Raw genomic sequence first — 26,162 nt, 5'->3', positions numbered from 1 at the left:
CTTCGCATTGGCGGCGTTGACGCCCCCTGCTTCATCTTTCGCGCTTCGGCGCTTTCTCCTCATCCCTGACTGCCATGAGTGCTCCCGCATCCAGCGTCCATGCTTCTGCGCCGATGGAGGGCGGGGCCAAGCCTTGGTGGCAGGCGGCACCGTTCGCGCTGGTGTTCCTGCTCTTCTTCGTGGTGCCGCTGGTGCTGATCGGCATGGTCAGCCTGTGGGACTTCAACGAGTACGAGCTGATTCCCGCGGTCTCGCTGCGCAACTACCTCGCGATCTTCGAGGGCTGCTCGCACCTCACGGACAACGGCGATCTGTGCGTGACGCTGTCGACGTATCTGTCGACCTTCAAGTTCTGCCTGCTGGTGTGGGCGATCACGCTGGTGCTGGGCTTCGCGGTGGCGTACTTCCTGGCCTTCCACGTGCGCTCGCCGGGCATGCAGACGCTGCTGTTCGTGCTGTGCACGGTGCCCTTCTGGACCAGCAACGTGATCCGCATGATCTCGTGGGTGCCGCTGCTGGGCCGCAACGGCCTGGTCAACCAGACGCTGATGGGCCTGGGGCTGGTGCACGAGCCGGTGGAGTGGCTGCTGTTCTCCGACTTCTCGGTGGTGCTGGCCTTCGTGCACCTCTACACCATGTTCATGATCGTGCCGATCTTCAACAGCATGATGCGCATCGACCGCAGCCTGCTCGAAGCGGCCGACGACTGCGGCGCCTCGGGCTGGCAGACGCTGTGGAACGTGATCGTGCCGCTGTCGCGCACCGGCATCCTGATCGGCTCCATCTTCGTCATCACCATCGTGATGGGCGACTTCGTGACCATCGGCGTGATGGGCGGCCAGCAGATCGCTTCGGTGGGCAAGATCATCCAGGTGCAGACCAGCTACCTGCAGTTCCCGCTGGCGGCGGCCAATGCGGTGATCCTGCTGGCGGTGGTGCTGATGATCATCTGGGCCTTGACGCGGGTGGTCGACATCCGGAAAGAGTTGTAGCCAGCACTTGGGCCCACCCCCGTGGCGCCTTCGGCGCCTCCCCCTCAAGGGGGCGGCACCAGCGGCCCGGCGGAGCCGGTTCCGCGGTGCCACCCGCGAAGACCGGCGGCGACAGCAACGATAGCAACGACAGGAGTGACTTTCATGCAGGCTCGGGTTTCTGAGGCGCGTGCGCCGGGGTTCTGGCCGCTGGCGGCGGTGTTCGTGCTGTTCGTGCTGTTTCTGTACGGGCCGATGTTCACCATCTTCGTGCTGTCCTTCCAAGGGCCGGAGGGTGGGCTGACCTTTCCGATGCGGGGGGTGTCGCTGCACTGGTTCCGGCAGCTCGCGGAAGGGCTGGGCACGGTGGATATCGGTGCAGCCTTCCGGCGCTCGCTGGCGCTGGGCACGGCGGTGATGGCCCTCACGGTGGGGCTGTCGGTGCTGGCGGGGCTGGCCTTCCGCAAGCGGCTGGCGGGCGGCGGGGCGCTGTTCTACGTGAGCATCGCCAGCCTGATCATGCCGTCCATCATCGTGTCGCTGGGCATCGGCCTGCAGTTCCGGCTGATCGACACCGGCCTCAAGTCGGCCCTGGCCGCGCTGGGCGCGGACGGCATGCTCGAAAATTACGGCACTGCGCTCGGCCTGTTCACCTCGGCCCTGGGCGCCCACCTCACCTGGACGCTGCCTTTCGGCCTGCTCATCATGTTCGCCGTGTTCAACCGCTTCAATCCCGCCTACGAGGAGGCCGCCCGCGACCTGGGCGCCACGCCATGGCAGAGCTTCCGCCATGTGGTGCTGCCGCTGATCGGCCCCTCCATCGTCGGCATCGGCATGTTCGGCTTCACGCTGAGCTGGGACGAGATCGCCCGCACCTCGCAGGCCATCGGCGACGTCAACACCCTGCCGCTGGAGTTGCAGGGCCTGACCTCCACCGTCACCACGCCGGCCATCTATGCGCTGGGCACGGTCACCACCGTGGTGTCGCTGGGCGTGATGGGCCTCACCGTGGGCCTGGCGCTGCTGCTGCGCCGCCGCCAGACGCCGGGCCGCCGATGACGTCGGGGGACAGCGGCCCCGCCGCCGCCACCACGGCGCTGACCGAGGCGCAGATGTACGAGCGCATCGTCTCGGCCATCCTCGACCACAAGCTGCCGCCCGGCACCAAGCTGGTGGAGGACAAGCTGGCCAGCGCCTTCGGCGTCTCGCGCACGCGCATCCGTCCGGTGCTGGTGCGCCTGGCCAACGAGCAGGTGGTCACGCTGACGCCCAACCGCGGCGCCACCATCGCCGAGCCCACTCAGGAAGAAGCGCGCGAGGTCTTCGGCGCGCGGCGGCTGATCGAGCCGACGCTGGTCGAGCTGTTCGTGGCCCGCGCCAGCGATGCCGACGTGCAGCGCCTGCGCGCCTCGGCCGAGGCGGAGGAGACCGCCCGCACCAGCGGCGACATGCGCCGCGCGATCCGGCTGGCGGGCGACTTCCACCTGGCCATCGCCGAGCGCTCGGGCAACCAGACGCTGGGCCGCATCCTGCGCGAGCTGATCTCGCGCACCTCGCTGATCCTGATGACCTACAGCTCGGCCCATGCCGACGAGCGCGAGGAGGCCACGGCCTGCGGCTGCCGCGAGCACCGGGCGCTGATCGACGCCATCCGCCTGCGCGATGCGCCGGAGGCGGCCAGGCGCATGCACGAGCACCTGACGCGGCTGGAGTCGCAGCTGGCCTTCGATTCGCGGCCGGAGACGGCGGGCGACCTGGCGCGGCTGCTCGGCGTGGTGGGCTGAGACGGCCTGGCGGCCCTGTGCCTGGCCTGTCCGGGTTTTGCCGAAGGGTCGAAGGGAGGATGCCCAGGCGTCGACCTGCTCAACCCGAGCGGTGTCGGGTCAGTTGACCCGCATCGGGAGGCCCGGCGCAGCCGCACGCCGCCGTAACCAGAGCGCCCGCACCATGACGCCCACCACCGTCAGGTTGGCCGTCAGCGTGACCACATCCAGCCAGTGCATGTGCCGCACCAGCGCCAGCACCTCGAAGGGCAGGTAGATGCCCCCGCTGAGGGCGCCCAGCCACTCGGCCCAGGCCCGTTCGCGGAACAGGCCATAGGCTTCGGTGAAGCGCACCAGCGCATAGGCCGCAGCCCCCGCCGACAGCAGCGCCAGCCGGCCGTTCTGCAGATGGGCTGCGAAGTCGATGAAGACCTGCGGCTCGTGCGAGGCCGGGTTCAGGTGCAGGTGGTGCACCAGGTGCTCGGCCACCGTGCGCAGGTCCTTGTGCAGCAGCAGGAGCAGCCCTGACGCCGCAGCGACGGCGAGCACGCCCTTGAAGGCTTCGATGAGGGCGACCAGCCGGATGGCGCGGGCGGAGCGGGAGTGCATCGCGGGATGATCGCACGGCCCGCCGACGCCGCCGGGTCGGCGCGGGCCGGCTCTTTCAGGCGTGCGGCCAGCGGGTGAAAGCCGGCAGCGCCTCGGCCTCGGCCGAGAAAGCCGTCTGCATCGGAAAGTCCGCGGGCGCCAGCACGCCCGGCAGCGACTGCTGCGTGAAATGCCAGCTGACGGCAATGGCGATGCCGGCATGACCGATGGCCCCGGCACGGGCGCCGCCGGGCACGGGCGCGCGGCGCATCTCGGCCTCCAGCAACTGCCAGGCCGTGCGCATCTGACCCGTCACGCGCTCCGACCAGGGCGCATGTTGCCGCTCGGCCGGGCGCAGTTCGCGCTCATAGACGGCCTGCACCGCCTTCTCGCAGGCGGCCAGGGCCAGGCCGGTCAGGCGCAGGGCCCGCACACGGTCGGCGGCATCGGTCGGCCACAGGCTGCGGCCCGGGCCGGCCAGTTGCTCCGCATGCATCAGGATCAGGGTCGAATCCATCAGCGCCTGGCCGTCGTCCAGCACCAGCGTGGGCGCCTTCACCACCGGGTTGTGGCGGCGGAATTCCTCCATCTGCCGGAAGACCGAGACGGGCTTCGATTCGAAGGGCAGGCCCAGCAGGTCCAGGGCAATGGCGGTGCGCCGGACGTAGGGCGAGTCCAGCATGCCGATCAGTTGCATCATTTCAGTTCCACTTCAGAGAGTCAGGCAGGCATCAGTGCCGCGCCTTTCAATCTACCCTTTGGCCGCCGCAGGCACCATCGACTTGTTCTGCGCCAATCCGTTAGTTCTTCTTCAACGACCCCCGCCTTCCATGAGCGACCTGCCGCCCCTGCAAGCCCTGCGATGCTTCGAAGCCGTGGCCCGGCTGGGCAGCGTCACCCGCGCGGCCGAGACGCTGCACGTCACCCACTCGGCCGTGAGCCAGCAGCTGCGGCACCTCGAATCGCTGCTGGGCCTGTCGCTGTTCGAGCGCGAAGGGCGCGGACTTCGGTTGTCCGAGAACGGCCGGCTCTATGCGCTGCAGGTGCGCGCCGCGCTTTCGGACATCGGCGATGCCACCCGCAGCCTGCGGGTGCGCCCGCGCGAGGGCGAGCTCGTGGTGTCGGTGATTCCCTCTTTCGGCCTGCACTGGCTGCTTCCCCGGCTGCCGCGCTTTGCCGAGCGCCATCCGCATGAGCGCATCCGCCTGCAGGCCGGCCTGGACGTGCAGGACCTGTGCCAGGGCGCGGCGGATGTCGCCATCCGCATGGGCCATGGCCCCTGGGAAGGCCTGAGCCAGCAGCCCCTGTTCGAGGACGAGCTGCTGATGGTGGCGGCGCCGCATTTCCGCGGCGGCCGGCTGCCGGCCACGCCGGCCGAGGTGCTGGCCTGCCCGCCGGTGCGCTCGGCCGAATCCTGGTCGAGCTGGTGCGAGTCCGTGGGCCTGCCCGAACCGCCGCCGCTCGCGGGCCTGTGGATCAACGACTCCAACCTCACGATCGAGGCCGTGCGCCTGGGCCAGGGCGTGGCGCTGGAGCGGCGGAGCATCGTGCACGGCCTGCTGCAGCGCGGCGAGCTGGTGGCGCTGACCGATGTGCGCGTGCCCTATCCCTATCCGTACTGGCTGGTGTGGCCGACCACGGGCGGGCGGCGAGGGCCGCCAACGGCCTTCGGCCACTGGCTCGCCGAGGAAGTGACGGCCTACCGGGCCGAGCTGGCGGGCGCCTGAGGCCGCCGTTCGGCCCCATCCGAGCGCGTCACTCCGCGGTGAACACCGTCAGCACGCCGGTGTAGCCATAGAGGTGATGCCCGGCGATCTCGCCGCCGGCGAAGAAGCCGGTCAGCGGCACATCACCCAGCGCATGTCGCAGGATCTGCAGCTCGGCATTGGGCGCACCAAAATGCGGCCCGCCGCGGCCCACGCAGCTGATGTAGACCGCGCCGGCGATGCGCCGCGCCGGGTGCGGCGAGGCATCGGTCTCCGACAGGGCCAGCGCCTGCGCGGTGGCCAGGCTCTGCTCCTGCGGCTCCAGGCTTTCTCGGATCTCGGCGCAGATGCGCATCAGGTCGGCGCGCGCGGCCTGGGCGTTGCGGCGGCAGAAGCTCATGCGCATGCCGGCCTCGGCCCGGTCGGCGATGGCGACGGCGCGGCGCTTGGGGTCCAGGCCGATGATGTGGCGCACCCGCGCGTGCGGGCCCAGGTCGCCGGTGATGCGCACGCCGTCGGTGCCGGCGGCCGACAGGCCCACCAGCGTGGCCCGCACGGTGTCGATGGCCTGCTGCGGGTCTTTCTCCAGCGAGATGCCCAGGTCTTCGAGCAGCACGTCCAGGGCAGGTCGGCCGTCGAGCGTGAGCAGCAGGTTCTCGTCGGCGCCGGTGATCTCGCGCTGGCGCGAGACGGGCTGGCAGCCCTGCGTGACCTGTGTGGTCAGTTCCACCTCGGGGCCGAAGGCGACGCCCGACAGCCCGCCCTCGAACACACCGCGCGTGGCGCCCTGGCCCGCCATGGTGCCGTTGCCGCCCAGCGCGAACTGCAGCGCGCCGGCACGTCCCGACGCCAGCCCGCCGAAGAGCAGGCCGTCGTCGGTGCGTCCGGCGACCTCGGCAATCAGCTCGGGCAGTTCGGGGGTCTCGGGGTCGGCATGCACCAGCGCACAGCGGGCGCTGAAGCCGGCGTTGGGCCCGTCGCCCGGCGCATGGCCGGAGGCGGCCAGCGGCGCCACGCCCGAGAACACCCGGTACTGGTCGGCCGGCACACCCAGCAGCATCACGCCGATGGCGGGCTCGTCGATGTACTCGGCGGCATTGGCCACGATGCCGGCCGCCACGGCGCCGGCCCAGTCGCTCACCTCGGGCAGCTCGGCCGCCAGCAGGTCGAGGATGTCGGCCGCCTCGGCCGTGTAGTGGTCGGTGACGTAGAGCAGGCCCAGCGAGGGCAAGGATTCGTAGTCGGGCAGCGCCATCTGGGCGCGCAACTGCGCCAGCACCAGGCCGGCGGCCATGCGCCAGTCGGGATGGGTGGCGTGGCCAGTGGGAAAGAGCTTCATCCGGTGCTCCGGTTGCCGCCGGTGCGGCGGGCACTGGCGGCGGTGGAGGCGGCGGCCGGCTTCTTGCCGGCGGTGGATTTGGAGGCCGCCGGCTTCTTGCCGGCGGTGGATTTGGAGGCCGCCGGCTTCTTGCGCGCCGCCGTCTTGCGGGACGCGGCCTTCTTGGCCGGCGCCTTGCGGCCGGCCGACTTGGCTGCAGCGGCCGGCGCCTCGGGCATCGCACCGACCGCGGCCATCGGCATCTGCATGGCCGAGGCCTCCTTGAGGGCCTGGCTGGCGATCTGCTGGAACTGCTGGGTGAGCGAGCCCCACCATTGCAGCGGGTCGATGACGCCGGGCGCGGCGGCAGGGGCGTCGGCCTCCTCTTCCGCCGGGGCCTCGGCCGAGGGAGCCGGGGCGGGCGCGGGCTCTGGCGCTGCATCGCGCGCCGCAGGTGCCGCCGTGGCCGCCGCTGTGGCCTCGCGAACGGCCTCGGCCGCGCGGGTCGTCGAATCGGCGAAGGCCTGGGCCAGGTCCTCCATGCGCACGTTCATGCCGCGCAGGGTCGACAACGTCATGCGCTGCACTTCGAGCGCCTGGATGGTGGCCTTGAGCGCATGGCCGTTCTGCTCCAGCCAGTACTGCACGGCCTTGAGCTCCTGGATGCGCTTGTCGATCTCCTCCACGCTGAGCGTCGGCGCGACCCAGCTCGACATGCCGCCCAGTCCGGGCATGGCGCTGGCGGCGGAGGCACCGCCCGCGGCCAGGTTGCGCAGGAAGTCGAAGCCCGGCACGAACTGGGCAAAGCTGCTGAAGGGGGGCGGGCTGGCATCGGACATGGGGCGTCTCCTGTCGGGCATTCGAAGGCGGATCGGGCGCGCACGGCGGCGGCATCGTGGGCTCGCCGCTGGGGCGGGCGGCCGGCGTGCCAGCTTACCCGAGCGGGCGACGTGCGCGGCGTCGGCCATCGGCCCACCGTGCGCGGCGCCACTTTCTCGCGACGGCCCGCCTGGCACGGCCGGCGTTCACGGGACGCGCATGCCCCTCGTCGGCGTGCGCCATCGGGCGCCTGCGATCAACCCAGCTGCGCCGGATTGAGCTGCCAGATCACGGTCATCAACACGCCGGCAAAGCCCAGCCACGCCACATAGGGCAGCAGCAGCGCACCGGCCAGCGCCGAGCGCCGCCAGAAGGCGACCAGCGTCGCCAGTACCAGCAGCACCAGCACGACCTGCACCGCCAGCGATGCGGCGCCCAGGTGCCACACGAAGAAGAACCAGCTCCACGAAGCATTGACCGCGAGTTGGACCACGAACAAGCCGAGCGCGCCCGGCGCAGCCGCCCAGCCGCCGCGGCGCCAGACCAGCCAGGCCGAGATCGCCATCAGCGTGTAGAGCGCGCTCCACACCGGGCCGAAGAGCCAGGCCGGCGGCGCCCAGTCGGGCCGTATGAGTTCACCGTAGAAGCCGGCCGCGTTGGCCGAGGCCAGTCCGCCCACACCGGCCGCCGCAAAACACAGCAGCAGCCAGCCGACTAGGCCCAGCACCTGGCGGGCGCGGGACGAGGCAGGCGGGTTCATCGAAAGAGAAGGAGCATTCATGGGCAGGACCTCCGGGGCAATGCTGGCGCGACATCCGCCACCGGCGGGTGGGACGCCGCCCTCTCCTTACGCCAGCGCCGCCGCGCCGGATCAGTCGCCGCCGTCGCCCCCGGCGGGCTGCGCCTCGGCGCGTGGCCGGCCGCCGGGCGGCACGACCTCCTGATCGATGGCGCCGAAGACAGAGCGGCCGTCCAGGCCCTTCATCTCGATGCGCACCGTGTCGCCGAACTGCATGAAGCCGGTGCGCGGGGCGCCGTCCTGCAGCGTCTCCATGCAGCGCTTCTCGGCGATGCAGGCATAGCCGCGCGGCCAGTCGAGCCGGCCCGCCGCGTCTTCCACGCCCGGGTTGCTGACCGTGCCGCTGCCGACGATGCTGCCGGCGCGCACGCGGCGGGTGGCCGCCAGATGCGAGATCAACTGGCCGAAGTGGAAGTGCATGTCCGGCCCCGCCTCGCACAGCCCCACGGTGCGGCCGTTCCAGGCCACCTGCAGCGTGAGGTGCACGCGGCCTTCGCGCCAGGCCTCGCCCAGTTCGTCGGGCGTCACGGCCACGGGGCTGAAGGCGGTGGCGGGCTTGCCCTGCACGAAGCCGAAGCCCTTGGCCAGCTCGGCCGGGATCAGGTTGCGCAGCGAGACGTCGTTGGCCAGCATGAGCAGGCGCACACCATCCAGCGCCTGCTCGGGCGAGGCGCCCATGCGCACATCTCCGGTGATGACCGCCACCTCGCCCTCGAAGTCGATGCCCATGGCCTCGCTGGGCACCACGATGTCGTCGCAGGGACCCAGCAGGTCGTCGCTGGCGCCCTGGTACATCAACGGGTCGCTGCGCAGGCTGGCCGGCATCTCGGCCCCCCGGGCGCGGCGCACCAGTTCCACATGGTTCAGGTAGGCCGAGCCATCGGCCCACTGGTAGGCGCGCGGCAGCGGCGCCATGCACTGGGCTGGATCGAAGGGAAAGGCATGCCGTGCGCGTCCGCTGTTGAGCAGGTCGTACAGGTCCTGCAACTGAGGGCTCATGAAGCCCCAGTCGTCCAGCACCTGCTGCAGCCGGTGGGCGATGCCGGTGGCGTAATGGGCCTGCGTCAGGTCGCGCGAGACCACGACCAGCTGGCCGTCGCGCGAGCCGTCCTTGAGGGTGGCGAGTTTCATGGAGGCGTGAAGGGGATGCGGCACGCGGCCGGAGGTGGGCCGCACGCGCTGACTAAACTCATCGGGATGCCGTTTCCCATCGCCGCGCCGTGTGCCTTCTGCCCACGGGCTGCGCGATCGGCGAGGGCCATCCCCCAGGACGGGGCAGTGTAGCCAGCCGCTGTTCCGCCGAAGCCGCCGATGACGCCGAGCGCCTCTTCCACCGACCTCCCCGCCCCCCGCCGCAGGCCTTGGCGCGCACTGGCCCTGCTGGCCGCGGCGGTGGCGCTCGCGCACGTGCTGCTGCTGGGCCTGCTGCCGCTGGGCAGCGAGCCGCCGCCCCTGCCGCTGGCCCACAGCTTCAGCACGCGCGAGGTGGTGATCGCTCCCCCCGCACCGGCAGCGGCCGCGGCTGCGCCTGCACGCGCCGCGCCGCATGCGGCGCCCCGGCACCCCGTTCACCGGCCCGCGCCGGTGGCGGCGCCGCGCCCGCTGGCCGAGCCTGAACCGCCAGCGCCCACCCTGCCCGCCGTCGAGGTGGCCACCGCGCCGGAGCCGGCCCCCTCGGCGCCCGCCCCGCAGGCCGCGGCGTCTGCGCCCGCCGAGGTGGTGTCGGCCGACACCGACAACGGCGGCGGATCGCAACGCGGCGGACTGCTCGGGCCGGGCGGCGGCGATGGCACCGGCGGCAGTGGCGACGCTCCCTCGGGCCCGACAGCCGGCACGCCCACGGCCGGCGCCACCGTGCCGCTGCAGCTGCCGGGCTCGGTGAAGCTCGACTTCGACGCCACCGGCCAGCAGGGCATGCAGCCCATGTCGGGCGTGTTCGGCGAACTCACCTGGCTGCAGGACGGTGACCGCTACAACGCGCGGCTTTCGCTCAAGGTGCTGTTCCGCACCATCCGGGCGCAGACCAGCGAGGGCCGCATCGGCCCGCAAGGCATCGCGCCGGAGCGCTTCTCGGACCGCCGCCGCAGCGAGGTGGCCACGCATTTCGTGCGCGACACGGGCGAGATCGTCTTCAGCAGCGCCAACACGCGCGTGCCGCTGCAGCCGGGCGCGCAGGACCGCCTGAGCATCCTGATGCAGCTGACGGCGCTGGTGGGCGGCGACCCGGCGCGCTACACGTCCGGCCGCACGATCAGCCTGCAGGTGGCGGGGCCGCGCGATGCCGATGTGTGGACCTTCCGCGTCGAAGGCGACGAGACCGTCGCCACGCCCTCTGGTGAGCACCTGGCCCGCCGCCTGGTTCGCCTGCCGCGGCGCGAGTACGACCAGAAGATCGAGGTCTGGCTCGCGGCCGACCTCGGCTGGCTGCCGGTGCGCATCCGCCAGACCGAGGCCAACGGCGACTTCGCCGACCTGCAGCTGCGCAGCGCCGACAAGGCACAGTGAGATGCGCCGCCGCAACAGCGGCGCCCCACGGGAGACCCTTTGCGGACGGGCCCGCGATGTGCCGCGTACATTAGGGCGGCGCATTGGCCCACACGAGATCGGCAGCTCTTGAATCTGGCGCATTGATTGCTAAATACATGACCATGTCCCTCATCGACTCTCTGAAGCACCCCGCCATGCACATGCTTTACGACTCCGACAGCTTCGTCGTCGTCCACGTGCAGCCGGAGGAAGGCAGCCGCCCCGCCGGCAGCCATCCGATGCTGTCGCGCGACGGCTTCGAGATCGTGGACAAGCGCTCCGGCAAGGAGGTCTACCTCGACGGCTCCTGGGCCGAGCTGTTCCAGCAGCAGATCGCCGCCTGGCAGGAAAACACCCCCACCCAGGAAGAGGTGGAAGACACGCTCGAAGGCTATGCCGAGCTGGCACAGAACCCGGTGCTGATGCACTGAGATGCGCAACGCCAGGTTCTGCCGGCCGAAGCCGGCAGCGCCAGCGTGACAAAGGCCCGCATCGCGGGCCTTTTGCTTTTGCGGCGCAGGCCTCAGCGCCGCCGGTAGAGCCGCTCGAACAGCGGCCCCGTCAACAGCAGCACCGCCACCAGCCGGCAGACCTGGAAGGCCGTCACCACCGGCACTCCCAGCTGCAGCACCTTGGCCGTGATCGACATCTCGGCGATGCCACCCGGCGAGGTGCCCAGCAGCAGCGTGGTCCAGCGCAGGCCGGTGGCCCAGGCCAGCACCTCGGCAAAGAGGGCACAGGCGCCGATCATGGCCAGGGTGCCGGCGGCCACGGAGGCCAGCCAGCGCGGCGCGGTGTGCACGAACTCCCGCGAGAAGCGCACGCCCAGGCTCACGGCGATCACCAACTGCGCCGAATTCGACAGCCACTGCGGCACGGCCGAGGGTGTCACGCCGTTCATCGAGATGCCCGCCGTGACCAGCAGCGGGCCCAGGAACCAGGGGTTGGCGCGCCCCAGCCGCCGCATCAGCCAGGCCCCCGCGGCGGTGGCCACCGCCATCAGCGCGAAGCCGCCCCACCGCACCTCGCGCAGCGCGGCGGGCACGCTGTCCAGCCCATGCAGGCCTGCCCATTGCAGGCCGAAGGGAATGCTGACCGTCACGATCACCAGCCGCAGGCTGTGGGCGGCAGCCACCAGGTCGGTGCGCGCGCCCGCCCGTTCGGACAGCAGCGTCATCTCCGATGCGCCACCGATGGCGCCTGCAAAGTAAGTGGTGGCTCTCAGCGTGCGCGGCGGCAGCTGGGGCATGTGGCGCGCGTGAACCCGGTCCAGGCAGAGCCCGAAGCCGGTGCCCAACGCCAGCGCCCAGGCGATGGCCAGCACGATGGCCCACCACAGGCTGGCCACCAGCGCCGTCACCTCGGGCGTGAAATACAGGCCCAGGGCCGCGCCGATGGTCCATTGCCCGCCGTTGCGCAGCGGCGCCCAGCTCGCGGTGGGCAGGCCGGCCATCGAGGCGAAGGACACGGCCAGGATGGGCCCGATCATCCAGGGCAGCGGCGTGTGCAGAAGAAGGCACAGACCGGCGGCCGCCAGGGCCAGCAGCAGCGTGCCCAGCACGCGCAACACATAGGGAGGGGGGCGCCAAGCAGCGGCAGCGGAGGACGGCACGGGAGGCGAGGGACTGGAATGAAGCGGAGAAAGAAAGCGAATCGCACGGACAGGCAGGCCGCCGACGGTGCACCTAGTATCCGCGGCATGCTGTCTCCCCTGCCCCTGCTTTGCCGCTGTGCGGCGCTGTCGATGGCCGCCGTGCTGGCCGCGGGCTGCGCCGGCATGGCGGCAGACGCGCCCGACACCCCGCTCTCCCGCCGCCTGGATGCCCTGCTGCCCGCGCAGGTGCTGATCCTCGGCGAGCAGCACGATGCCGACGCCCACCATGCGCTCGAGCGCGAGACGGTGCAACAGCTAGCCGCCCGCCAGCGCCTGGCGGCCGTCGCGCTGGAGATGGCCGACAGCGGCCGCAGTACCGCCGCGCTGCCCCCGACCGCCACCGAGGCGCAGGCTCGCGCCGCCCTGGCCTGGAACGACCGCGCCTGGCCCTGGTCTGCCTACGGCCCGGTGGTGATGGCCGCGGTGGGCGCCGGCGTGCCGGTGCTCGGCGCCAACCTGCCCCGCGCCCGCATGAAGGACGCCATGGCCGACGTCTCGCTCGATGCCCAGCTGCCCCCGCCCGCCTGGCAGGCCCAGGTGGCCGCGGTGCGCGAGGGCCACTGCGGCCTGCTGCCGGAATCGCAGATCCAGCCCATGACCCGCATCCAGATCGCCCGCGACCGCGAGATGGCGCGCACTGTGGCGCAGGCCACGCAGGCGGCGGCGCCCAGCCGGGTGGTGCTGCTGATCACCGGCGCCGGCCATGCTGACCCGGCGCTGGGCGTGCCCCAGCACCTGCCGACCGACCTGAAGGTGCGCAGCGTGCGCATGGCCGCTGGCGGCGCGGGTGCCGACCGCCAGCGCTTCAACGCACTCTGGGCCACGCCCGCCATGCCGCCCAGGGACTATTGCGCCGAGCTGCGCAAGCCCGCCGCGCCGGCCAAACCCTGAAAACGGCGGCGCAAAGGCCGCTCAGCGACCGCCCTCGCCCACGTAGGGAATGGCGTGCTCCACCGTGTCCCAGATGAAGCGGCCCGAGGGGCTCTGCTGCTCCTCGACGATGTGCGCCACCAGGCCGGCCGCGCGGGAGATGACGGCGAAGCCGCGCATCACGCCGGTGGGCACGCCGATCTCGCCCAGCAGTGCGGCCACTGCGCCCGTGGCGTTGATGGTGATGGGCCGGCCCGCGGCGGCATCGACGGCGGCCGAGAGCATCTCCAGCGCGCGGATGTGACGGCCGGCCAGCTCGGGCTCTGCACGGCCGAGTTCCAGCAGCTTGTAGGCGCGCGGGTCCACCGGCTTGTGCAGGTGGTGGCCGAAGCCGGGTACGGCGCTCTTCTGCGCCTTGTGGTGCTGGGCGATGGCGGCGGCTTCGGCCTGCGGATCCTCGGCCGCCATGATGCGGTCGAGCAGGCGCGAGCAGTTCTCCATGGTGCCCACGAAGGAGCTGCCCACCGCCAGCAGGCCGGCGCTGACGGCGCCCTGCAGGTTCTCGGGTGCGCTCATGTAGATCAGCCGCGTGGCAATGGCGCTGGGCGTGAGACCATGCTCCATCAGCACGATCAGCACCACGTCGGTGATGCGCATGTCCACCGGGCGCGGCGTGCGGCCGAGGATCTGCATCAGCATCACCTCGGTGAAGGTCTTCTGGCCCATCAGGTCCTGCACCAGGTCCGCGGCGCGGTAGTGCAGGCTGGTGAGGGTGTGGGTGCACAGGCGGGTGACGGGGGTGGCGTTCTTGTCGGTCATCGGTGTCTCCGTGGAGGGGTCAGTTGGCGGCCAGGGCGGCGTCGCGCACGGCGGTCTTGAGCACCTTGCCCACCGGCGAGCGCGGCAGGCTGGCATGGAAGTGGATGCGCTTGGGCGTCTGCACCGGCCCCAGGCGCTCGCGCACGAAGGCGATCAGCTCGGCCTCGCCCACGTCGGCGCCGGGGCGCAGCTGCACCGCGGCCTGCACCGTCTCGCCCCACTTGTCGTCGGGCAGGCCGAACACGGCGCATTCGTGCACGGCGGGGTGCTGGCCCAGGGCGTTCTCCACGTCCACCGGGTAGACGTTGAAGCCACCGGTGATGACCATGTCCTTGAGCCGGTCCTTGAGGAAGAGGTAGCCGCGCTCGTCGATGAGGCCGCGGTCGCCGGTGTGCAGCCAGCCGTCCACCAGCGTCTCGTCGGTCTTGTCGGGCAGGCGCCAGTAGCCGGTCATCAGCAGGTCGCCGCGGGCCACCACCTCGCCCACCTCGCCGGGCGGCAGCAGGCGGCCGTCGGGCGCCATGATGGCCACGTCGCTGAACCAGGTGGTGCGACCGACGGCGGGCCAGTTGCGCGGGTCGTCGAAGTCCTCGGGCCGCATCACGGTGAGGATCTGCGGCGCCTCGGTCTGGCCGTAGGTGGTGCCCAGCACCGGGCCGAAGAAGTCGCGCACCTGGCGGATCTTCTCGGGCGGCATCGGGGCGCCGCCGTAGATCAGACGGCGCAGCTGGGGAAAGTCGTCGCGGCTCGCCTCCGGCAGCGCCATCAGCATGTAGACCAGCGTGGGCGGCATGAAGCAGGCGGTGCCGCCGCGCTCGCGGAAGGCGGTGCGCACGGCCTCGGCGCCGGCGCCCGCCAGCAGCACATGGCAGCCGCCCTGCGCCAGGATGGGCAGCAGGTAGGTCGACGTGCCGTGGGTGATGGGCGCCGCCACCACATAGCGCTCGTGTTCGTCGAAGCCCCAGGCGTGGATCTGGTTGGCGATGGTGGCCATCCACGCGCGGTAGGGCTGCATCACGCCCTTGGGCAGACCGGTGGTGCCGCCGGTGAACTTGATGGCCTGCGTGGCGTCGCCGGGCAGCGCCAGGCGCGGCGGCGGGGCGCCCGCGTGGGCCTGTTCCAGCGCCTGCAGCGTGGTGGCGCTGGCGGATGGCACCGCATCGCCCGTCAGCACGCGGGCACCCGGCGCGCCGTCCAGCAGGTCGGCATGGGCCGCGTCCAGCACCAGGATGGAGGGCTCGGTGGCATCGACGATGCGCCGGATCTCCGGCCGCGTGCTCTTGGGGTTGAGCGGCACCCACACCTTGCCGCAGGCCAGCACGGCCAGCAGCGCGGCGATGTGATCCGTGCTGTTGGCGGCGCAGAGGCCCACGCGGCTCTGCGGCGCCGGATCCAGGGCCATCAGGCCGGCGGCCAGGGCGGCGACCCGGGCGGCGAGCGCGTCGTAGCGCAGCAGGCCCTCGGGGGCGTCGATGGCGGTGCGCGCAGGCCAGCGCTGGGCGGCCCGCCAGAAGAAGTCGATGGGGTACATGGTCAGGAAGGAAAACGGCCCGCTCGGGCGTGATGCAGGGCGCGGCGGCGGGATGCGCGCGCCGCGCCTGCGCTTACTGGGCGCTGGCGCCCGAGGCCTTGACGACCTCGCGCCAGCGCTGGATCTCGGCCGCGGCGAAGGCGCGCGCCTGCTCGGGCGTGCCACTGGCCGGCGTGGCCGCCAGGTCCTGCAGGCGCTGGCGCACGTCGGGCGCGGCCAGCACCTTGGCCAGGGCGGCATTGAGCCGGTCGATCACCGGCCGCGGCGTGCCGGCCGGCGCGGCCAGGGCGAACCAGGACTGCACGTCGAAGCCCGCGTAGCCCGACTCGGCCAGCGTGGGCACATCGGGCAACTGCGGCAGGCGCTGGGCGCTGGTGACCGCGATGGCGCGCAGCTTGCCGGCCTGCACATGCGGCAGCGACGAGGGCGCGTTGTCGAACATCGAGTCGACCTGGCCGCCCATCAGGTCGGTGATGGCGGGCGCACTTCCCTTGTAGGGCACATGCAGCATGTTGAGGCCCGACTGCATCTTGAACATCTCGCCCGACAGGTGGATGGACGAGCCGGCGCCGGACGAGGCGAAGGTGAGGCCCTCCTTCGACGCCTTGGCGTAGCGCACATAGTCGGCCACCGAGCGGATCGGCAACTTGGGATTGACCACCAGGATGTTGGGGATCTTGGCCATCAGGCCCGCCAGCTCGAAGTCCTTCACCGGGTCGTAGCCCAGCCTGGGATAGAGCGAGGCATTGATGGTGTTGGCGATGGTGTAGACGTAGAGCGTGTAGCCGTCGGGCGCGGCGCGGGCCACGATCTCGGCGCCGAGGTTGCTGTTGGCCCCCGCGCGGTTGTCCACCAGCATGGGCTGGCCCAGCTGTTCGCCCATCTTCACGGCCACCAGGCGCGCCACCACGTCGGTGGCGCCACCGGCGGCATAGCCGACGACGAGCCGGATCGGCTTGGCCGGCCAGGCCTCCGGCTGGGCGGCGGCTGGCGCCGTCGCGCTGCCGAGCACCACGGCGGCGGCCAGGGCGGCCAAGGTGAACAGGCGGCGGCCGGCGCGTTGCGGGCGCAGGGCGGGCCAGGGCGAGGGACGGGGTGAGGATGCAGGCATGGTCGTTGTCTCCGTGATGTTCGAATGCCAGAGCCCGTCGGCGCAGCGCGCGATGCGCGGCACACTGCAGGCTTTTGGATGGGCGGATTCTTGGAGATGGCCTCCCGAAACACGAACGAAAACGTCCGGCAGCCGGACGATCCCGCCGAGGCCACGGAGGACCCCGGCAGCCGCACCCTGCGCCGCGGGCTCCAGATCCTGGACGCCGTGATGGCCCGGCCCGAGGGCCTGCGTGTGGTCGACCTGTGCCGCGCCACCGGCCTGGAGCGGGCGCCGGTCTACCGGCTGCTGGCCACGCTGAAGGAGGGCGGCCATGTGGCGCAACGCGGCCGCTTCCTCTACGTGCCGGGCCCGCGCTGGGGCGCGCTGGAGCCTGCGGCCCGGCAGCCCAACATGGCGGTGCAGTTGCAGCCGGTGCTCGAACGCGTGAGCCGCGCCTGCGGCGATGCGGCCTTCGCCATCGTGCGCGAGGGTGCGGCCTCCCACTGCATCGCGCGTCAGGTGGGCACGCACCCGGTGCAGGTGCTGGTGATCCAGGTGGGCACGCGCCAGCCGCTGGGCGTGGGCGCGGCCGGGCTGGCCCTGCTGGCCGCCCTGCCCGATGCGCAGGTGGACGAGGTGATTGCCGCCAACGCCGCGCAGCTGCCGCGCTACGGCGGCATGACGCCCGAGCGGCTGCGCATCCTGGTGCGGGCCACGCGCGAGCGCGGCTGGTCGGTCATCGGCAACCATGCCACGCGCAACGTGCTGGCCGTGGGCATGGCGGTGCGCAACGCGCGCGGCGAGGCGGTGGCGGGCATCAGCGTCGCCTCCACGCTGGAGCGCATGCCGCGCCAGCGGCAGGAACTCATCGCCCGCAACTGCCGGGCCGCGCTGGCGGCGCTCTCGCCGGGCGAGCTCTGAGCCCCGCCGACCGCGCCGCTGCGCCCGCCGACGCCCCGCTGCCGGCGCTGCGACAATCCGCCCCCTCATGAGCGCGTACATCCTGACCCTTTCCTGCCCGGACCGCCGCGGCATCGTGCATGCCGTCTCGGGCTTCCTGATGGAGCGGGGCGGCAACATCGAAGAGGCCGCCCAGTACAACGACCATGGCACGGGCCTGTTCTTCATGCGCGTGCGCTTCGCCTGCGAGGGCGTGCCGGAGGCCGAGCTGCGCAGTCAGCTGGCCTCGCTGGCCGACGGCTTCGGCATGGCCTGGAAGCTGCACGCCGCCCAGCAGCCGATGAAGACCGTGCTGCTGGTCAGCAAGGAAGGCCACTGCCTCAACGACCTGCTGTTCCGCTGGAAGAGCGGCCTGCTGCCGGTGGACATCCGCGCCATCATCAGCAACCACCGCGACTTCTACCAGCTGGCCGCCAGCTACAACGTGCCCTTCCACCACATCCCGGTGACCGCCGCCACCAAGGCCCAGGCCGAGGCGAAGCAGCTGGAGATCATCGAGGCCGAGGGCGCGGACCTGGTGGTGCTGGCGCGCTACATGCAGATCCTGTCGAACGAGATGTGCGGCCGGCTGGCCGGCCGGGCCATCAACATCCACCACAGCTTCCTGCCCAGCTTCAAGGGCGCCAAGCCCTACTACCAGGCGCACGACCGCGGCGTGAAGCTGATCGGCGCCACCGCCCACTACGTGACGGCCGACCTGGACGAAGGCCCCATCATCGAGCAGGACGTGGCCCGCGCCGACCACACCGACACCGTCGAGGACCTCACGGCCCGCGGCCGCGACACCGAAAGCCTGGTGCTGGCCCGCGCCGTCAAGTGGCACAGCGAGCACCGCGTGCTGCTCAACGGCCACCGCACGGTGATCTTCCGTTAGCCCTCCTCCTCGCGACCCCGCCATGAACGCTCCCACCACCTCCGTCCAGCAATCGAACTTCCAGCGCGCGGAACGACAGGCCCAGGTGGTGCGGGCCCTGGGCGCCCTGCTGCCCGCGCATGCCCTGCTGTGGCAGGACGAGGACACCACGCCCTACGAATGCGATGGCCTGACGGCCTACCGCCAGCGCCCGCTGGTGGTGGCCCTGCCCGAGACCGAGGCCCAGGTGCAGGCGGTACTTCGCACCTGCCATGGCCTGGGCGTGCCGGTGGTGGCGCGCGGCGCGGGCACGGGCCTCTCGGGCGGCGCGATGCCGCACGGCGAGGGCGTGACGCTGTCGCTCGCCCGCTTCAACCAGATCCTGAAGGTCGACCCCGTCGCCCGCACCGCCACCGTGCAGTGCGGCGTGCGCAACCTGGCCATCAGCGAGGCCGCCGCGCCCTACGGGCTGTACTACGCGCCCGACCCCTCCAGCCAGATCGCCTGCACCATCGGCGGCAACGTGGCCGAGAACTCCGGCGGCGTGCACTGCCTCAAGTACGGCCTGACGCTGCACAACGTGCTGCGGGTGCGCGGCTTCCTGGCCGACGGCGAGCAGGTGGAGTTCGGTGGCGAGGCGCTGGATGCGCCAGGCCTCGACCTGCTTCCGCTGGTCGTCGGCAGCGAGGGCATGCTGGCCGTGACGCTCGAAGTCACCGTCAAGCTGGTGCCCAAGCCGCAGCTGGCGCGCTGCATCATGGCCAGCTTCGACGACGTGCAGAAGGCCGGCGACGCGGTGGCAGCGGTGATCGCCGCCGGCATCATCCCGGCAGGCCTGGAGATGATGGACAAGCCCATGACGGCCGCCGTCGAGGACTTCGTGCATGCCGGCTACGACCTCACGGCCGCCGCCATCCTGCTGTGCGAATCCGACGGCACGCCCGAAGAGGTCGATGAGGAGATCGGCCGCATGAGCGAAGTGCTGCGCGGCTGCGGCGCCACGGCCATCGCCGTGAGCCAGAGCGAGGAAGAGCGGCTGCGCTTCTGGAGCGGCCGCAAGAACGCCTTCCCCGCCTCGGGCCGCATCAGCCCGGACTACATGTGCCTGGACTCGACCATCCCGCGCAAGCGCCTGGCCGACATCCTGCTCGCCATCGCGGAGATGGAGAAGAAGTACGGCCTGCGCTGCTGCAACGTCTTCCACGCCGGCGACGGCAACCTGCATCCGCTGGTGCTGTTCGATGCCAACGACCCCGACGAGCTGCACCGCTGCGAGCTGTTCGGCGCCGACATCCTGGAGACCAGCGTCGCCATGGGCGGCACCGTCTCGGGCGAGCATGGCGTGGGCGTGGAAAAGCTCAGCAGCATGTGCGTGCAGTTCACCGCCGAGGAGAACGCGCAGATGTTCGCGGTGAAGGCCGCCTTCGACCCTGCCGGCCTGCTCAACCCCGGCAAGGTTATCCCGACGCTGGCGCGCTGCGCCGAATACGGCAAGCAGGTGGTGCGCGGCGGGCGGCTGCCGCATCCCGAGCTGCCGCGGTTCTGATGCAGGGCTTGCGCGGCCTGGCCTGGCTGCTGGTCTTCCAGTCGCTGGGCGAGCTGATCTCTCGCGGCCTTCATCTGCCGCTGCCCGGCCCCGTGCTGGGCCTCTTGATGCTGCTGCCGGCGCTGCGCGTGGCCGCCATCCGCGAGGCAGTGGCCGTGTGCGCGCAGTTTTTGCTGTCGCACCTGTCGCTGCTCTTCGTGCCGGTGGGCGTGGGCGTGATGACGCACCTGGGCCTGTTCGCGGACTATGGGCTGCGCATCCTGCTGGTCGTCGCCCTTTCCACCTGGATCGGCTTGGCGGTCACCGCACTGGTGCTGCATGCCGGCCGCCCGAAGGAAGAACAGGAGAAGCGCTGATGCCCCACTTCGTCGAACTCTGGGTCTACCTCTCGGCCACGCCGCTGTTCGGCCTGACGGCCACGCTGGTCGTCTACCTGCTGGCGCAGGCCTTCTATGGCCGCATGCAGGGTGCGCCCTGGGCCAATCCGGTGCTGTGGTCGGTGGTGGTGCTGGCGCTGCTGCTGACGGCGACCGGGGTGAAGTACCCGACCTATTTTTCGGGGGCGCAGTTCATCCACTTCCTGCTCGGCCCCGCCGTGGTGGCGTTGGCCTGGCCCTTGTGGGAACGCCGGGCCGAACTGCGCGCGCGCGGTCCTCGCCTGCTGCTGGCCGCGCTGCTGGGCGGCGGCGCCGCGGGCGCATCGGCCGTGCTGCTGGCGTGGCTCTTCGGCCTGCCCAAGGATGTGGTGCTGTCGATGGCGCCCAAGTCGGTGACGGCGCCCGTGGCCATGGGCATCGCCGAGAAGATCGGCGGCGTGCCGGCGCTCTCCGCGGTCTTTGCCGTCCTGACAGGCATGGTGGGCGCGCTGAGCGGCAAGTACCTGTTTGATCTTCTGCGCGTGCCTGCAGCCGGCTCGGGCTGGACCGCCCGCGGCTTTGCGCTGGGCACCGCCGCGCACGGCATCGGCGCCGCGCGGGCCCTGCAGGTGAACGCCGACGCGGGTGCCTATGCCGGGCTGGCGCTGGGCCTGCAGGTGGTGCTGGCTGCCCTGCTCATGCCGCTGATCTTCCGGCTCTTGGGTTGACGCACTACCCACAGATCGAAGCGCCGCGGAGCAGGCGACGCAAGTGCACCCGAGGAACTGGCTTCGCCAGGCCTCCGGGTGCGCCCCCTCCAAGCCGAAGGCGCCAGGGAGGGGGAGCCGCGAAGCGGCATGGGGGTGTCGTCAATACCGATTCGGGTTGTTCGGCCGGCGGTCGTGGCGATTCGGCACGCCGTCGCGGTCCCAACGGCCCCGGTTGTATTCCCAGCGGCCACCGCGCTCACGCCACTCCGGCGCGCGGTAGGCGTAGCCCGGACGCGCCTTGACCCAGTGGCCCGGCGCCCAGACGTACTGGCCGCGACGGGCTTCCCAGTGACCAGGCGCCCACACGAAGCCACGGCGCGGCGGGGGCATGCGCTCGGCACGGGGCGGCGGCGGGGGCTGGCCGATCTGCACATTGATGACCGGCTGGGCCTGGGCGGAAGCCGGGACGGCGATGGCGCCCAGCGAAAGAAGGGTGGCGGTGCCCAGGGAGAGGGCGACGGCGGTGATGCTCTTTTTCATGGGTTGCTTCCTCATGAAGTGTTGGAGCCTCGATGGTGCGCCGCGGGTGTCAACGGCGCGTCAGCGCAAGGCAAATGCTTGTGTGAAGCTGTATCCCGCGCGAAAGGCAGCGCGAAGGCCGCACGGCTCGGCCCCTCATTCCCGCAGCAGCGGCACGTCGGCCACCTGCGCCATGGCCGCCGTGCCTGCCGCGTTGGGATGCAGGTGATCGCCGCTGTCGTAGCGCGCGGCAAGCCGGCGCCCATCGGCCGGGTCGCGCAATGCGGCGTCGAAGTCGACGACGGCCACGTCCTGCCGGCCGCGGATCCAGCGGTTGACCGCCTCGCGCTTCGCCTCGTTCGCCTCGCTCCAGTAGCCCGAGCCCTCGAAAGGCAGCAGTGTGCCCAGCAGCACCTTCAGGCCGCGCCCGCGGGCACGGTCGACCAATTGCTGGAGCCCGTCTGTGAGCGCCTGCGCGGTGGGCGGGTTGAAGCCCGGCAGCAGCTTGCCCTGGAAGGTGCCGAAACCGATGTCGTTGATGCCGATGAGCACCAGGACATGCGTCGCCCCGCTCTGCCGCAGGACGTCGGCGTCGAATCGCGAAATGCCGCTGGGCCCGGTGAAATCCGCCAGCAGGCGGTTGCCACCCATGCCGGCGTTGATCACGGCGACGGGCGTGTGCCCGGCGACACCCTGCAACCGCACACCCAGGCGCTGCGGATAGCGGGCCGCGTCGGCACCACTTTCCGCGCCGGAGCCCTCGGTGATCGAGTCGCCGAAAGCCACAAGGACATTCGCCGGCGTGGGCGGCTTGACGTCGAGGCCGGTGACGAACAGGTTCCACGGCTTGCGCTGGACGTCCTTCAGTTGCGCCGCGTCGGTCTGGTTGCCGGACGCCAGCCAGGCCCCATCCGGCGGCAGGCGATGCACCACGGTGGCGGGCACGGACTCGGCCAGCGCAAAGCTCACCACCAGGATTTGTCCAGCGCGCACCGCCAGGTCCGCGCCGTCCGTCCAGCGCTCCTGCCCGGCTGGCACCTCGAATGCGGCGCGGCCGCCAATCGCGAGGGGCTGCCGCGTGCCGGGCGACAGGTTGCCGCCCCCGGTGCCCAGGGCGACGGTGGCAGCCGCGATGCGCAGTGGCCTTTGGCCGAAGCGGTTGGAGAAGCGCACCCGCACCTGCTTGCCGTCCAGCGCCACGGTGAGTTGCTGGCGCACGGTGCCCTGCACCATCCACTTGGGTGCAGCCGGTACGCCGGGCAACTGCGGCAGGGCGTCGAAATTCTGGGGCGCGGCCGCCCAGGCGGCGGTCCAGCCCGGCGCGGCATGCGCACCCATTGCGGCCAGACCAAGGACGAGCGCGGCAGCAAGGCCCCGACAACGGAAGAGGAACATCGTGCAAGCCGCAGTGAAGAGCCCCGCACGATAGGCGCAGGCGCGGCGTCGCGCCTGCCAGGGCTCACCACGTGTCGACGTAGGGCTTGGGCGACTCCTGCACCCGACCGGCCGAGGCCAGGCCGCGCACCAGCCAGGCGCGGGTGTCCGCCGGATCGATCACGGCGTCGATCTCCAGCGTCTGCGCCATGTTGACGGCCTGGCCGTCGGCGTACTGCCGGTCGACCAATTGCTTGAAGAGCGCATCGCGTTCGGCGCCTTCGGGCACCGCTTCCAGCTCCTTGCGAAAGCCCAGGCGCACGGCGCCCTCCAGGCCCATGGCACCGAACTCGCCCGTGGGCCAGGCGACGGTGAACACCGGCGCATCGAAGCCGCCCGCCGCCATGGCCTGCGCCCCCAGGCCGTAGCCCTTGCGCAGCACCACGGTGAAGTAGGGCACGCGCAGGTGCGAGGCCACCATGAACATCCGGGACACATGCCGCACCTGGGCCTGGGCCTCGACGTCCGGCCCCACCATGAAGCCCGGCGTGTCGCACAGCGCCACCAGCGGCAGGCCATGGGCATTGCACAGCTGCATGAAGCGCGCGGCCTTGTCGGCCGCTTCGACGTCGATGGCGCCGCCCAGGTGGCGCGGGTTGTTGGCCAGCACGCCCACAGGGCGCCCCTCGATGCGGGCCAGCGCCGTCACCATGCCGGCGCCGAAGCCGGCGCGCAGTTCCAGCAGCGAGCCGGTGTCCACCAGGCCGCGCATGACGGCACGCACGTCGTACACGCGCAGCCGGTTCTCGGGCACGGCCTGGCGCAGCAGGCGCGCGTCGCCGGCTTCCCATGTCGCCGTGCGGCCCTGGAAGTACGACAGGTACTGCCGCGCCGCGGCCGTGGCCTCGGCTTCGTCCTCCACCAGGATGTCGATCACGCCGTTGCGCGACTGCACCGCGCTGGGCCCGATCTGCTCGGGCGCGAAGCGACCCAGGCCGCCGCCTTCGATCATGGCGGGGCCGCTCATGCCGATGTTGCTGTTCTTGGTGGCGATGATCACGTCGCTGCAGCCCAGCAGCGCCGCATTGCCCGCAAAGCAGCGGCCGTGGGCGATGCCCACCACCGGCACCACGCCCGAGAGCGCGGCGTACTGGCTGAAGGTGTGGTTGTTGAGGCCGGCGACGATGGGCATGTCCACGTCGCCCGGCCGGCCGCCGCCGCCTTCGGCGAACAGCACCACCGGCAGCTTGAGCTGGTGCGCCAGCGCCAGCATGCGGTCCTTCTTGTGGTGGTTGCGCATGCCCTGGGTGCCGGCCAGCACGGTGTAGTCGTAGGCCATGACCACGCAGCGCGAGGCCTCGGCGCCGAAGAGCTCGGCGTTGACGCTGCCGATGCCGGTCACCATGCCGTCGGCCGGCGTGTTGGCAACCAGGTCCTCCAGGCTGCGGCGGCGGGTCTGCGCGGCGATGGCGAGCTGGCCGTATTCGATGAAGTTGCCGGGGTCTGCGTCCAGCGCACAGAGGTCGGCGATGTTCTCGCGCGCGGTGCGCCCGCCCTGCGCATGGCGCTTGGCGACGGCCTGCGGGCGGTTGGTGTCCAGCGTCGGCGCGTGGCGGTCGATGACGCGCTGCAGGTCGGGGCGGATGTGCGCAGGGTCGATGGCGGCGCCCTGCTGCTCGCCGGCCTGCCCGGCATCCACGGGTTCGAGCTGCACCAGCGGCTGTCCCTCCGCCAGATAGTCGCCGGCAGCGGCCAGCAGTGCGACCACGCGGCCGGGCTCGGCAGCCTGCAGCAGGTGCTCCATCTTCATGGCCTCCAGCACGCCCAGTTGCGCGCCGGCCGGCACCACGTCGCCGATGGCCACGTCGAACTGCACCAGGCGGGCGGGCATGGGGGCGCGGATATGGAGGAAGCCCTCGTAGCCTTGGTCATCCGTTGCCGGGACAGGCGCTGTGGCCACCGACGGCGTGAGCGAAGCCGGCGCGACCATCGTCTCTGCCGCCTTGAGCAGCTCGCCCAGATGCGCCTCGACGAAGCGTGTGTGCACGTCCTGCTGTGCGAACTCCGGCCGTTCGCCGATGGCGCGCAACAGCGGCAGATTGGTGGCCATGCCCTCGATGCGGCATTCGGCCAGCGCGCGCAGGCTGCGGCGCCGCACGTCGGCAAGGTCGTTGCTGCGGCTGGCGACGATCAGCTTGGCCAGCAGCGTGTCGTAGTGCGGCGAGGGCGACAGGCCGGCATAGCCGTGGGTGTCCACCCGCACGCCGGGGCCCGAGGGCAGGTCGAAGCGCGCCAGCCGGCCGCCAGCGGGGCGTGCGTTGCCCTGCGCGTCCAGCGTCTCGGCATTGATGCGCCACTGGATGGCGAAGCCCTGCTGCGCGGCGGTGCGCCCGGTGTCGATGCCGAGCGTGCCCAGCCGCTGACCGGCCAGCACGGCCAGTTGCAGTTGCACCAGGTCGAGCCCGGTGACGGCCTCGGTCACCGTGTGCTCCACCTGCAGACGCGGGTTGGCCTCGATGAAGACCCAGGGCAGCATGGCCGAGCCCTCGTCCACCAGAAACTCGAAGGTGCCCAGGCCCAGGTAGCCCACGGCCTGCGCCATGCGCAGCGCCGCCTGTGTGAGGGCGGCACGCAGGGGCTCGGACAAGGTCGGGCTGGGCGCGATCTCCACCAGCTTCTGGAAGCGGCGCTGCAGGGTGCATTCGCGCTCGCCCAGGCTGGCGACCGATTCACCGTCGCCCAGCACCTGGATCTCGATGTGGCGTGCGCGTGGCATCAGGCGCTCGACGTACACGCCGTCCACACCGAAGGCCGCGCGGGCCTCGGAGACGCAACGGGCATGGGCGTCGGCCACATCCTCCGCACGCAGCACGGCGCGCATGCCCCGGCCGCCGCCACCGCCGATGGCCTTGATCATCACGCCCGCGCCGTCCTTCGCCTGCTCGGCGAAGAAGGTCTGGGCTTCCTGCAGTGTGACCGCGCCGGCACTGCCCGGCATGACCGGCACATCGCATTGCTGGGCCAGTGCGCGGGCGCGCGCCTTGTCGCCGAACAGCGCCAGCTGCTCCGGCGTCGGCCCGATGAAGACCAGCCCGGCCTTCGCACAGGCCTGCGCGAAGTCGGCCCGCTCGCTCAGGAAGCCATAGCCGGGATGCACCGCATCGCAGCCCTGCGCGTGGGCGATGGCCAGAAGCGCGTCGATGTCGAGATAGGCGGACGGCCCGGTGGCCGCCAGTGGCACGGCGACATCGGCCAGCTGCGCATGCAGGGCCTGTGCATCGTCCTGCGCATGCACGGCCACGCTGGCGATGCCCAGGTCCTGCAGGGCGCGCACCAGACGCACGGCGATCTCGCCGCGGTTGGCGATCAGAACTTTCTTGAACATGC

25 protein-coding genes are annotated in these 26,162 nt (G+C 71.5%); 12 read left to right on the top strand and 13 right to left on the bottom strand.

All coding sequences use genetic code 11. The features are described 5' to 3' along the window. Positions 1 to 74: 74 nt before the first annotated feature. The 3 genes from KBC94_RS07525 to KBC94_RS07515 all read left to right on the top strand — a co-directional run bounded on the left by KBC94_RS07525 (position 75) and on the right by KBC94_RS07515 (position 2,755). A complete protein-coding gene (locus tag KBC94_RS07525; RefSeq protein ID WP_294368120.1) occupies positions 75 to 992 on the top strand; it encodes an ABC transporter permease in 918 nt (305 codons plus the stop codon). A 144-nt stretch (positions 993 to 1,136) separates the two neighbouring features. Continuing rightward, positions 1,137 to 2,030: an ABC transporter permease gene (locus KBC94_RS07520; RefSeq protein WP_294368117.1), complete on the top strand. Its 894-nt coding sequence runs from the start codon at positions 1,137 to 1,139 to the stop codon at positions 2,028 to 2,030. Beyond that, positions 2,027 to 2,755 carry a GntR family transcriptional regulator gene (locus KBC94_RS07515; RefSeq protein WP_294368114.1) on the top strand — a complete coding sequence of 243 codons (729 nt, stop codon included), beginning with the start codon at positions 2,027 to 2,029 and terminating at the stop codon, positions 2,753 to 2,755. Before KBC94_RS07520 ends, KBC94_RS07515 begins: the two co-directional genes overlap by 4 nt. A gap of 99 nt (positions 2,756 to 2,854) precedes the next feature. Here KBC94_RS07515 and KBC94_RS07510 read toward each other — a convergent pair whose 3' ends face one another. Continuing rightward, a complete protein-coding gene (locus KBC94_RS07510) occupies positions 2,855 to 3,343 on the bottom strand; it encodes a DUF2127 domain-containing protein (protein ID WP_294368110.1) in 489 nt (162 codons plus the stop codon). Between the two features lie 55 nt (positions 3,344 to 3,398). Next, positions 3,399 to 4,019 carry a glutathione S-transferase gene (locus KBC94_RS07505; protein ID WP_294368408.1) on the bottom strand — a complete coding sequence of 207 codons (621 nt, stop codon included), beginning with the start codon at positions 4,017 to 4,019 and terminating at the stop codon, positions 3,399 to 3,401. A gap of 133 nt (positions 4,020 to 4,152) precedes the next feature. Here KBC94_RS07505 and KBC94_RS07500 point away from each other — a divergent pair, with 133 nt between their 5' ends. After that, positions 4,153 to 5,049 carry a LysR substrate-binding domain-containing protein gene (locus tag KBC94_RS07500; RefSeq protein ID WP_294368108.1) on the top strand — a complete coding sequence of 299 codons (897 nt, stop codon included), beginning with the start codon at positions 4,153 to 4,155 and terminating at the stop codon, positions 5,047 to 5,049. A 28-nt stretch (positions 5,050 to 5,077) separates the two neighbouring features. Here KBC94_RS07500 and KBC94_RS07495 read toward each other — a convergent pair whose 3' ends face one another. From KBC94_RS07495 to KBC94_RS07480, 4 genes are all read right to left on the bottom strand, one after another. After that, a complete protein-coding gene (locus KBC94_RS07495) occupies positions 5,078 to 6,367 on the bottom strand; it encodes an FIST N-terminal domain-containing protein (RefSeq protein WP_294368105.1) in 1,290 nt (429 codons plus the stop codon). Next, positions 6,364 to 7,185: a PhaM family polyhydroxyalkanoate granule multifunctional regulatory protein gene (locus tag KBC94_RS07490; protein WP_294368102.1), complete on the bottom strand. Its 822-nt coding sequence runs from the start codon at positions 7,183 to 7,185 to the stop codon at positions 6,364 to 6,366. Before KBC94_RS07490 ends, KBC94_RS07495 begins: the two co-directional genes overlap by 4 nt. A gap of 236 nt (positions 7,186 to 7,421) precedes the next feature. Further along, complete coding sequence (locus KBC94_RS07485) at positions 7,422 to 7,946, bottom strand: TspO/MBR family protein (protein WP_294368101.1); 525 nt, start codon at positions 7,944 to 7,946, stop codon at positions 7,422 to 7,424. 90 nt (positions 7,947 to 8,036) lie between these two features. Further along, a complete protein-coding gene (locus KBC94_RS07480) occupies positions 8,037 to 9,095 on the bottom strand; it encodes a fumarylacetoacetate hydrolase family protein (RefSeq protein WP_294368098.1) in 1,059 nt (352 codons plus the stop codon). A gap of 180 nt (positions 9,096 to 9,275) precedes the next feature. Here KBC94_RS07480 and KBC94_RS07475 point away from each other — a divergent pair, with 180 nt between their 5' ends. Further along, complete coding sequence (locus tag KBC94_RS07475; protein ID WP_294368095.1) at positions 9,276 to 10,469, top strand: DUF3108 domain-containing protein; 1,194 nt, start codon at positions 9,276 to 9,278, stop codon at positions 10,467 to 10,469. A 176-nt stretch (positions 10,470 to 10,645) separates the two neighbouring features. Then, complete coding sequence (locus KBC94_RS07470) at positions 10,646 to 10,921, top strand: DUF3567 domain-containing protein (RefSeq protein WP_076507731.1); 276 nt, start codon at positions 10,646 to 10,648, stop codon at positions 10,919 to 10,921. 92 nt (positions 10,922 to 11,013) lie between these two features. Here the strand turns inward: KBC94_RS07470 and KBC94_RS07465 are convergent, their stop codons facing one another. After that, entirely contained in the window at positions 11,014 to 12,102 is a 1,089-nt protein-coding gene (locus KBC94_RS07465; RefSeq protein ID WP_294368092.1) for an AbrB family transcriptional regulator, read from the bottom strand. 87 nt (positions 12,103 to 12,189) lie between these two features. On the opposite strand from KBC94_RS07465, the gene KBC94_RS07460 reads away from it, so the two are divergent. After that, positions 12,190 to 13,035 (top strand): ChaN family lipoprotein, encoded by an 846-nt coding sequence (locus tag KBC94_RS07460; RefSeq protein WP_294368090.1) that lies wholly within the window; start codon positions 12,190 to 12,192, stop codon positions 13,033 to 13,035. Positions 13,036 to 13,056: 21 nt separating this feature from the next. Here KBC94_RS07460 and KBC94_RS07455 read toward each other — a convergent pair whose 3' ends face one another. The 3 genes from KBC94_RS07455 to KBC94_RS07445 form a co-directional block, all read right to left on the bottom strand. Then, the gene (locus KBC94_RS07455) at positions 13,057 to 13,833 is read right to left on the bottom strand and encodes a citryl-CoA lyase (protein WP_294368086.1); all 777 of its coding nucleotides are present in this window, start codon (positions 13,831 to 13,833) and stop codon (positions 13,057 to 13,059) included. A gap of 19 nt (positions 13,834 to 13,852) precedes the next feature. Next, positions 13,853 to 15,364, bottom strand: coding sequence for an AMP-binding protein (locus tag KBC94_RS07450; RefSeq protein WP_294368083.1), 1,512 nt, complete (start codon positions 15,362 to 15,364; stop codon positions 13,853 to 13,855). A gap of 73 nt (positions 15,365 to 15,437) precedes the next feature. Next, on the bottom strand, positions 15,438 to 16,475 hold the full coding sequence (locus tag KBC94_RS07445) for a tripartite tricarboxylate transporter substrate binding protein (protein ID WP_294368081.1): 1,038 nt from the start codon (positions 16,473 to 16,475) through the stop codon (positions 15,438 to 15,440). Between the two features lie 96 nt (positions 16,476 to 16,571). Between KBC94_RS07445 and KBC94_RS07440 the strand changes: the two genes are divergently transcribed. The 5 genes from KBC94_RS07440 to KBC94_RS07420 all read left to right on the top strand — a co-directional run bounded on the left by KBC94_RS07440 (position 16,572) and on the right by KBC94_RS07420 (position 20,900). Continuing rightward, the gene (locus KBC94_RS07440) at positions 16,572 to 17,378 is read left to right on the top strand and encodes an IclR family transcriptional regulator C-terminal domain-containing protein (protein ID WP_294368078.1); all 807 of its coding nucleotides are present in this window, start codon (positions 16,572 to 16,574) and stop codon (positions 17,376 to 17,378) included. A gap of 67 nt (positions 17,379 to 17,445) precedes the next feature. Then, a complete protein-coding gene (purU, locus tag KBC94_RS07435; protein WP_076507512.1) occupies positions 17,446 to 18,291 on the top strand; it encodes a formyltetrahydrofolate deformylase in 846 nt (281 codons plus the stop codon). A 22-nt stretch (positions 18,292 to 18,313) separates the two neighbouring features. After that, entirely contained in the window at positions 18,314 to 19,816 is a 1,503-nt protein-coding gene (locus tag KBC94_RS07430; protein WP_294368075.1) for an FAD-linked oxidase C-terminal domain-containing protein, read from the top strand. After that, on the top strand, positions 19,816 to 20,172 hold the full coding sequence (locus KBC94_RS07425; RefSeq protein ID WP_017757071.1) for a CidA/LrgA family protein: 357 nt from the start codon (positions 19,816 to 19,818) through the stop codon (positions 20,170 to 20,172). The genes KBC94_RS07430 and KBC94_RS07425 overlap by 1 nt, the downstream gene beginning before the upstream one ends. Next, positions 20,172 to 20,900 (top strand): LrgB family protein, encoded by a 729-nt coding sequence (locus KBC94_RS07420; RefSeq protein ID WP_017757070.1) that lies wholly within the window; start codon positions 20,172 to 20,174, stop codon positions 20,898 to 20,900. The genes KBC94_RS07425 and KBC94_RS07420 overlap by 1 nt, the downstream gene beginning before the upstream one ends. Before the next feature lie 141 nt (positions 20,901 to 21,041). Here the strand turns inward: KBC94_RS07420 and KBC94_RS07415 are convergent, their stop codons facing one another. The 3 genes from KBC94_RS07415 to KBC94_RS07405 form a co-directional block, all read right to left on the bottom strand. Next, positions 21,042 to 21,422 carry a YXWGXW repeat-containing protein gene (locus KBC94_RS07415; protein ID WP_294368064.1) on the bottom strand — a complete coding sequence of 127 codons (381 nt, stop codon included), beginning with the start codon at positions 21,420 to 21,422 and terminating at the stop codon, positions 21,042 to 21,044. 135 nt (positions 21,423 to 21,557) lie between these two features. Beyond that, positions 21,558 to 22,739, bottom strand: a complete 1,182-nt coding sequence (locus KBC94_RS07410; protein ID WP_294368061.1) for an SGNH/GDSL hydrolase family protein — start codon at positions 22,737 to 22,739, stop codon at positions 21,558 to 21,560. Positions 22,740 to 22,860: 121 nt separating this feature from the next. Then, on the bottom strand, positions 22,861 to 26,160 hold the full coding sequence (locus KBC94_RS07405) for a carboxyl transferase domain-containing protein (protein WP_294368059.1): 3,300 nt from the start codon (positions 26,158 to 26,160) through the stop codon (positions 22,861 to 22,863). Positions 26,161 to 26,162 lie beyond the last annotated feature (2 nt).

Source organism: Pseudacidovorax sp. (assembly GCF_017991995.1).
GTDB lineage: Bacteria > Pseudomonadota > Gammaproteobacteria > Burkholderiales > Burkholderiaceae_C > Xenophilus.
The sequence above is the reverse complement of the archived record's forward strand: the minus strand, read 5'-3'. Positions and strand labels throughout refer to the sequence as shown.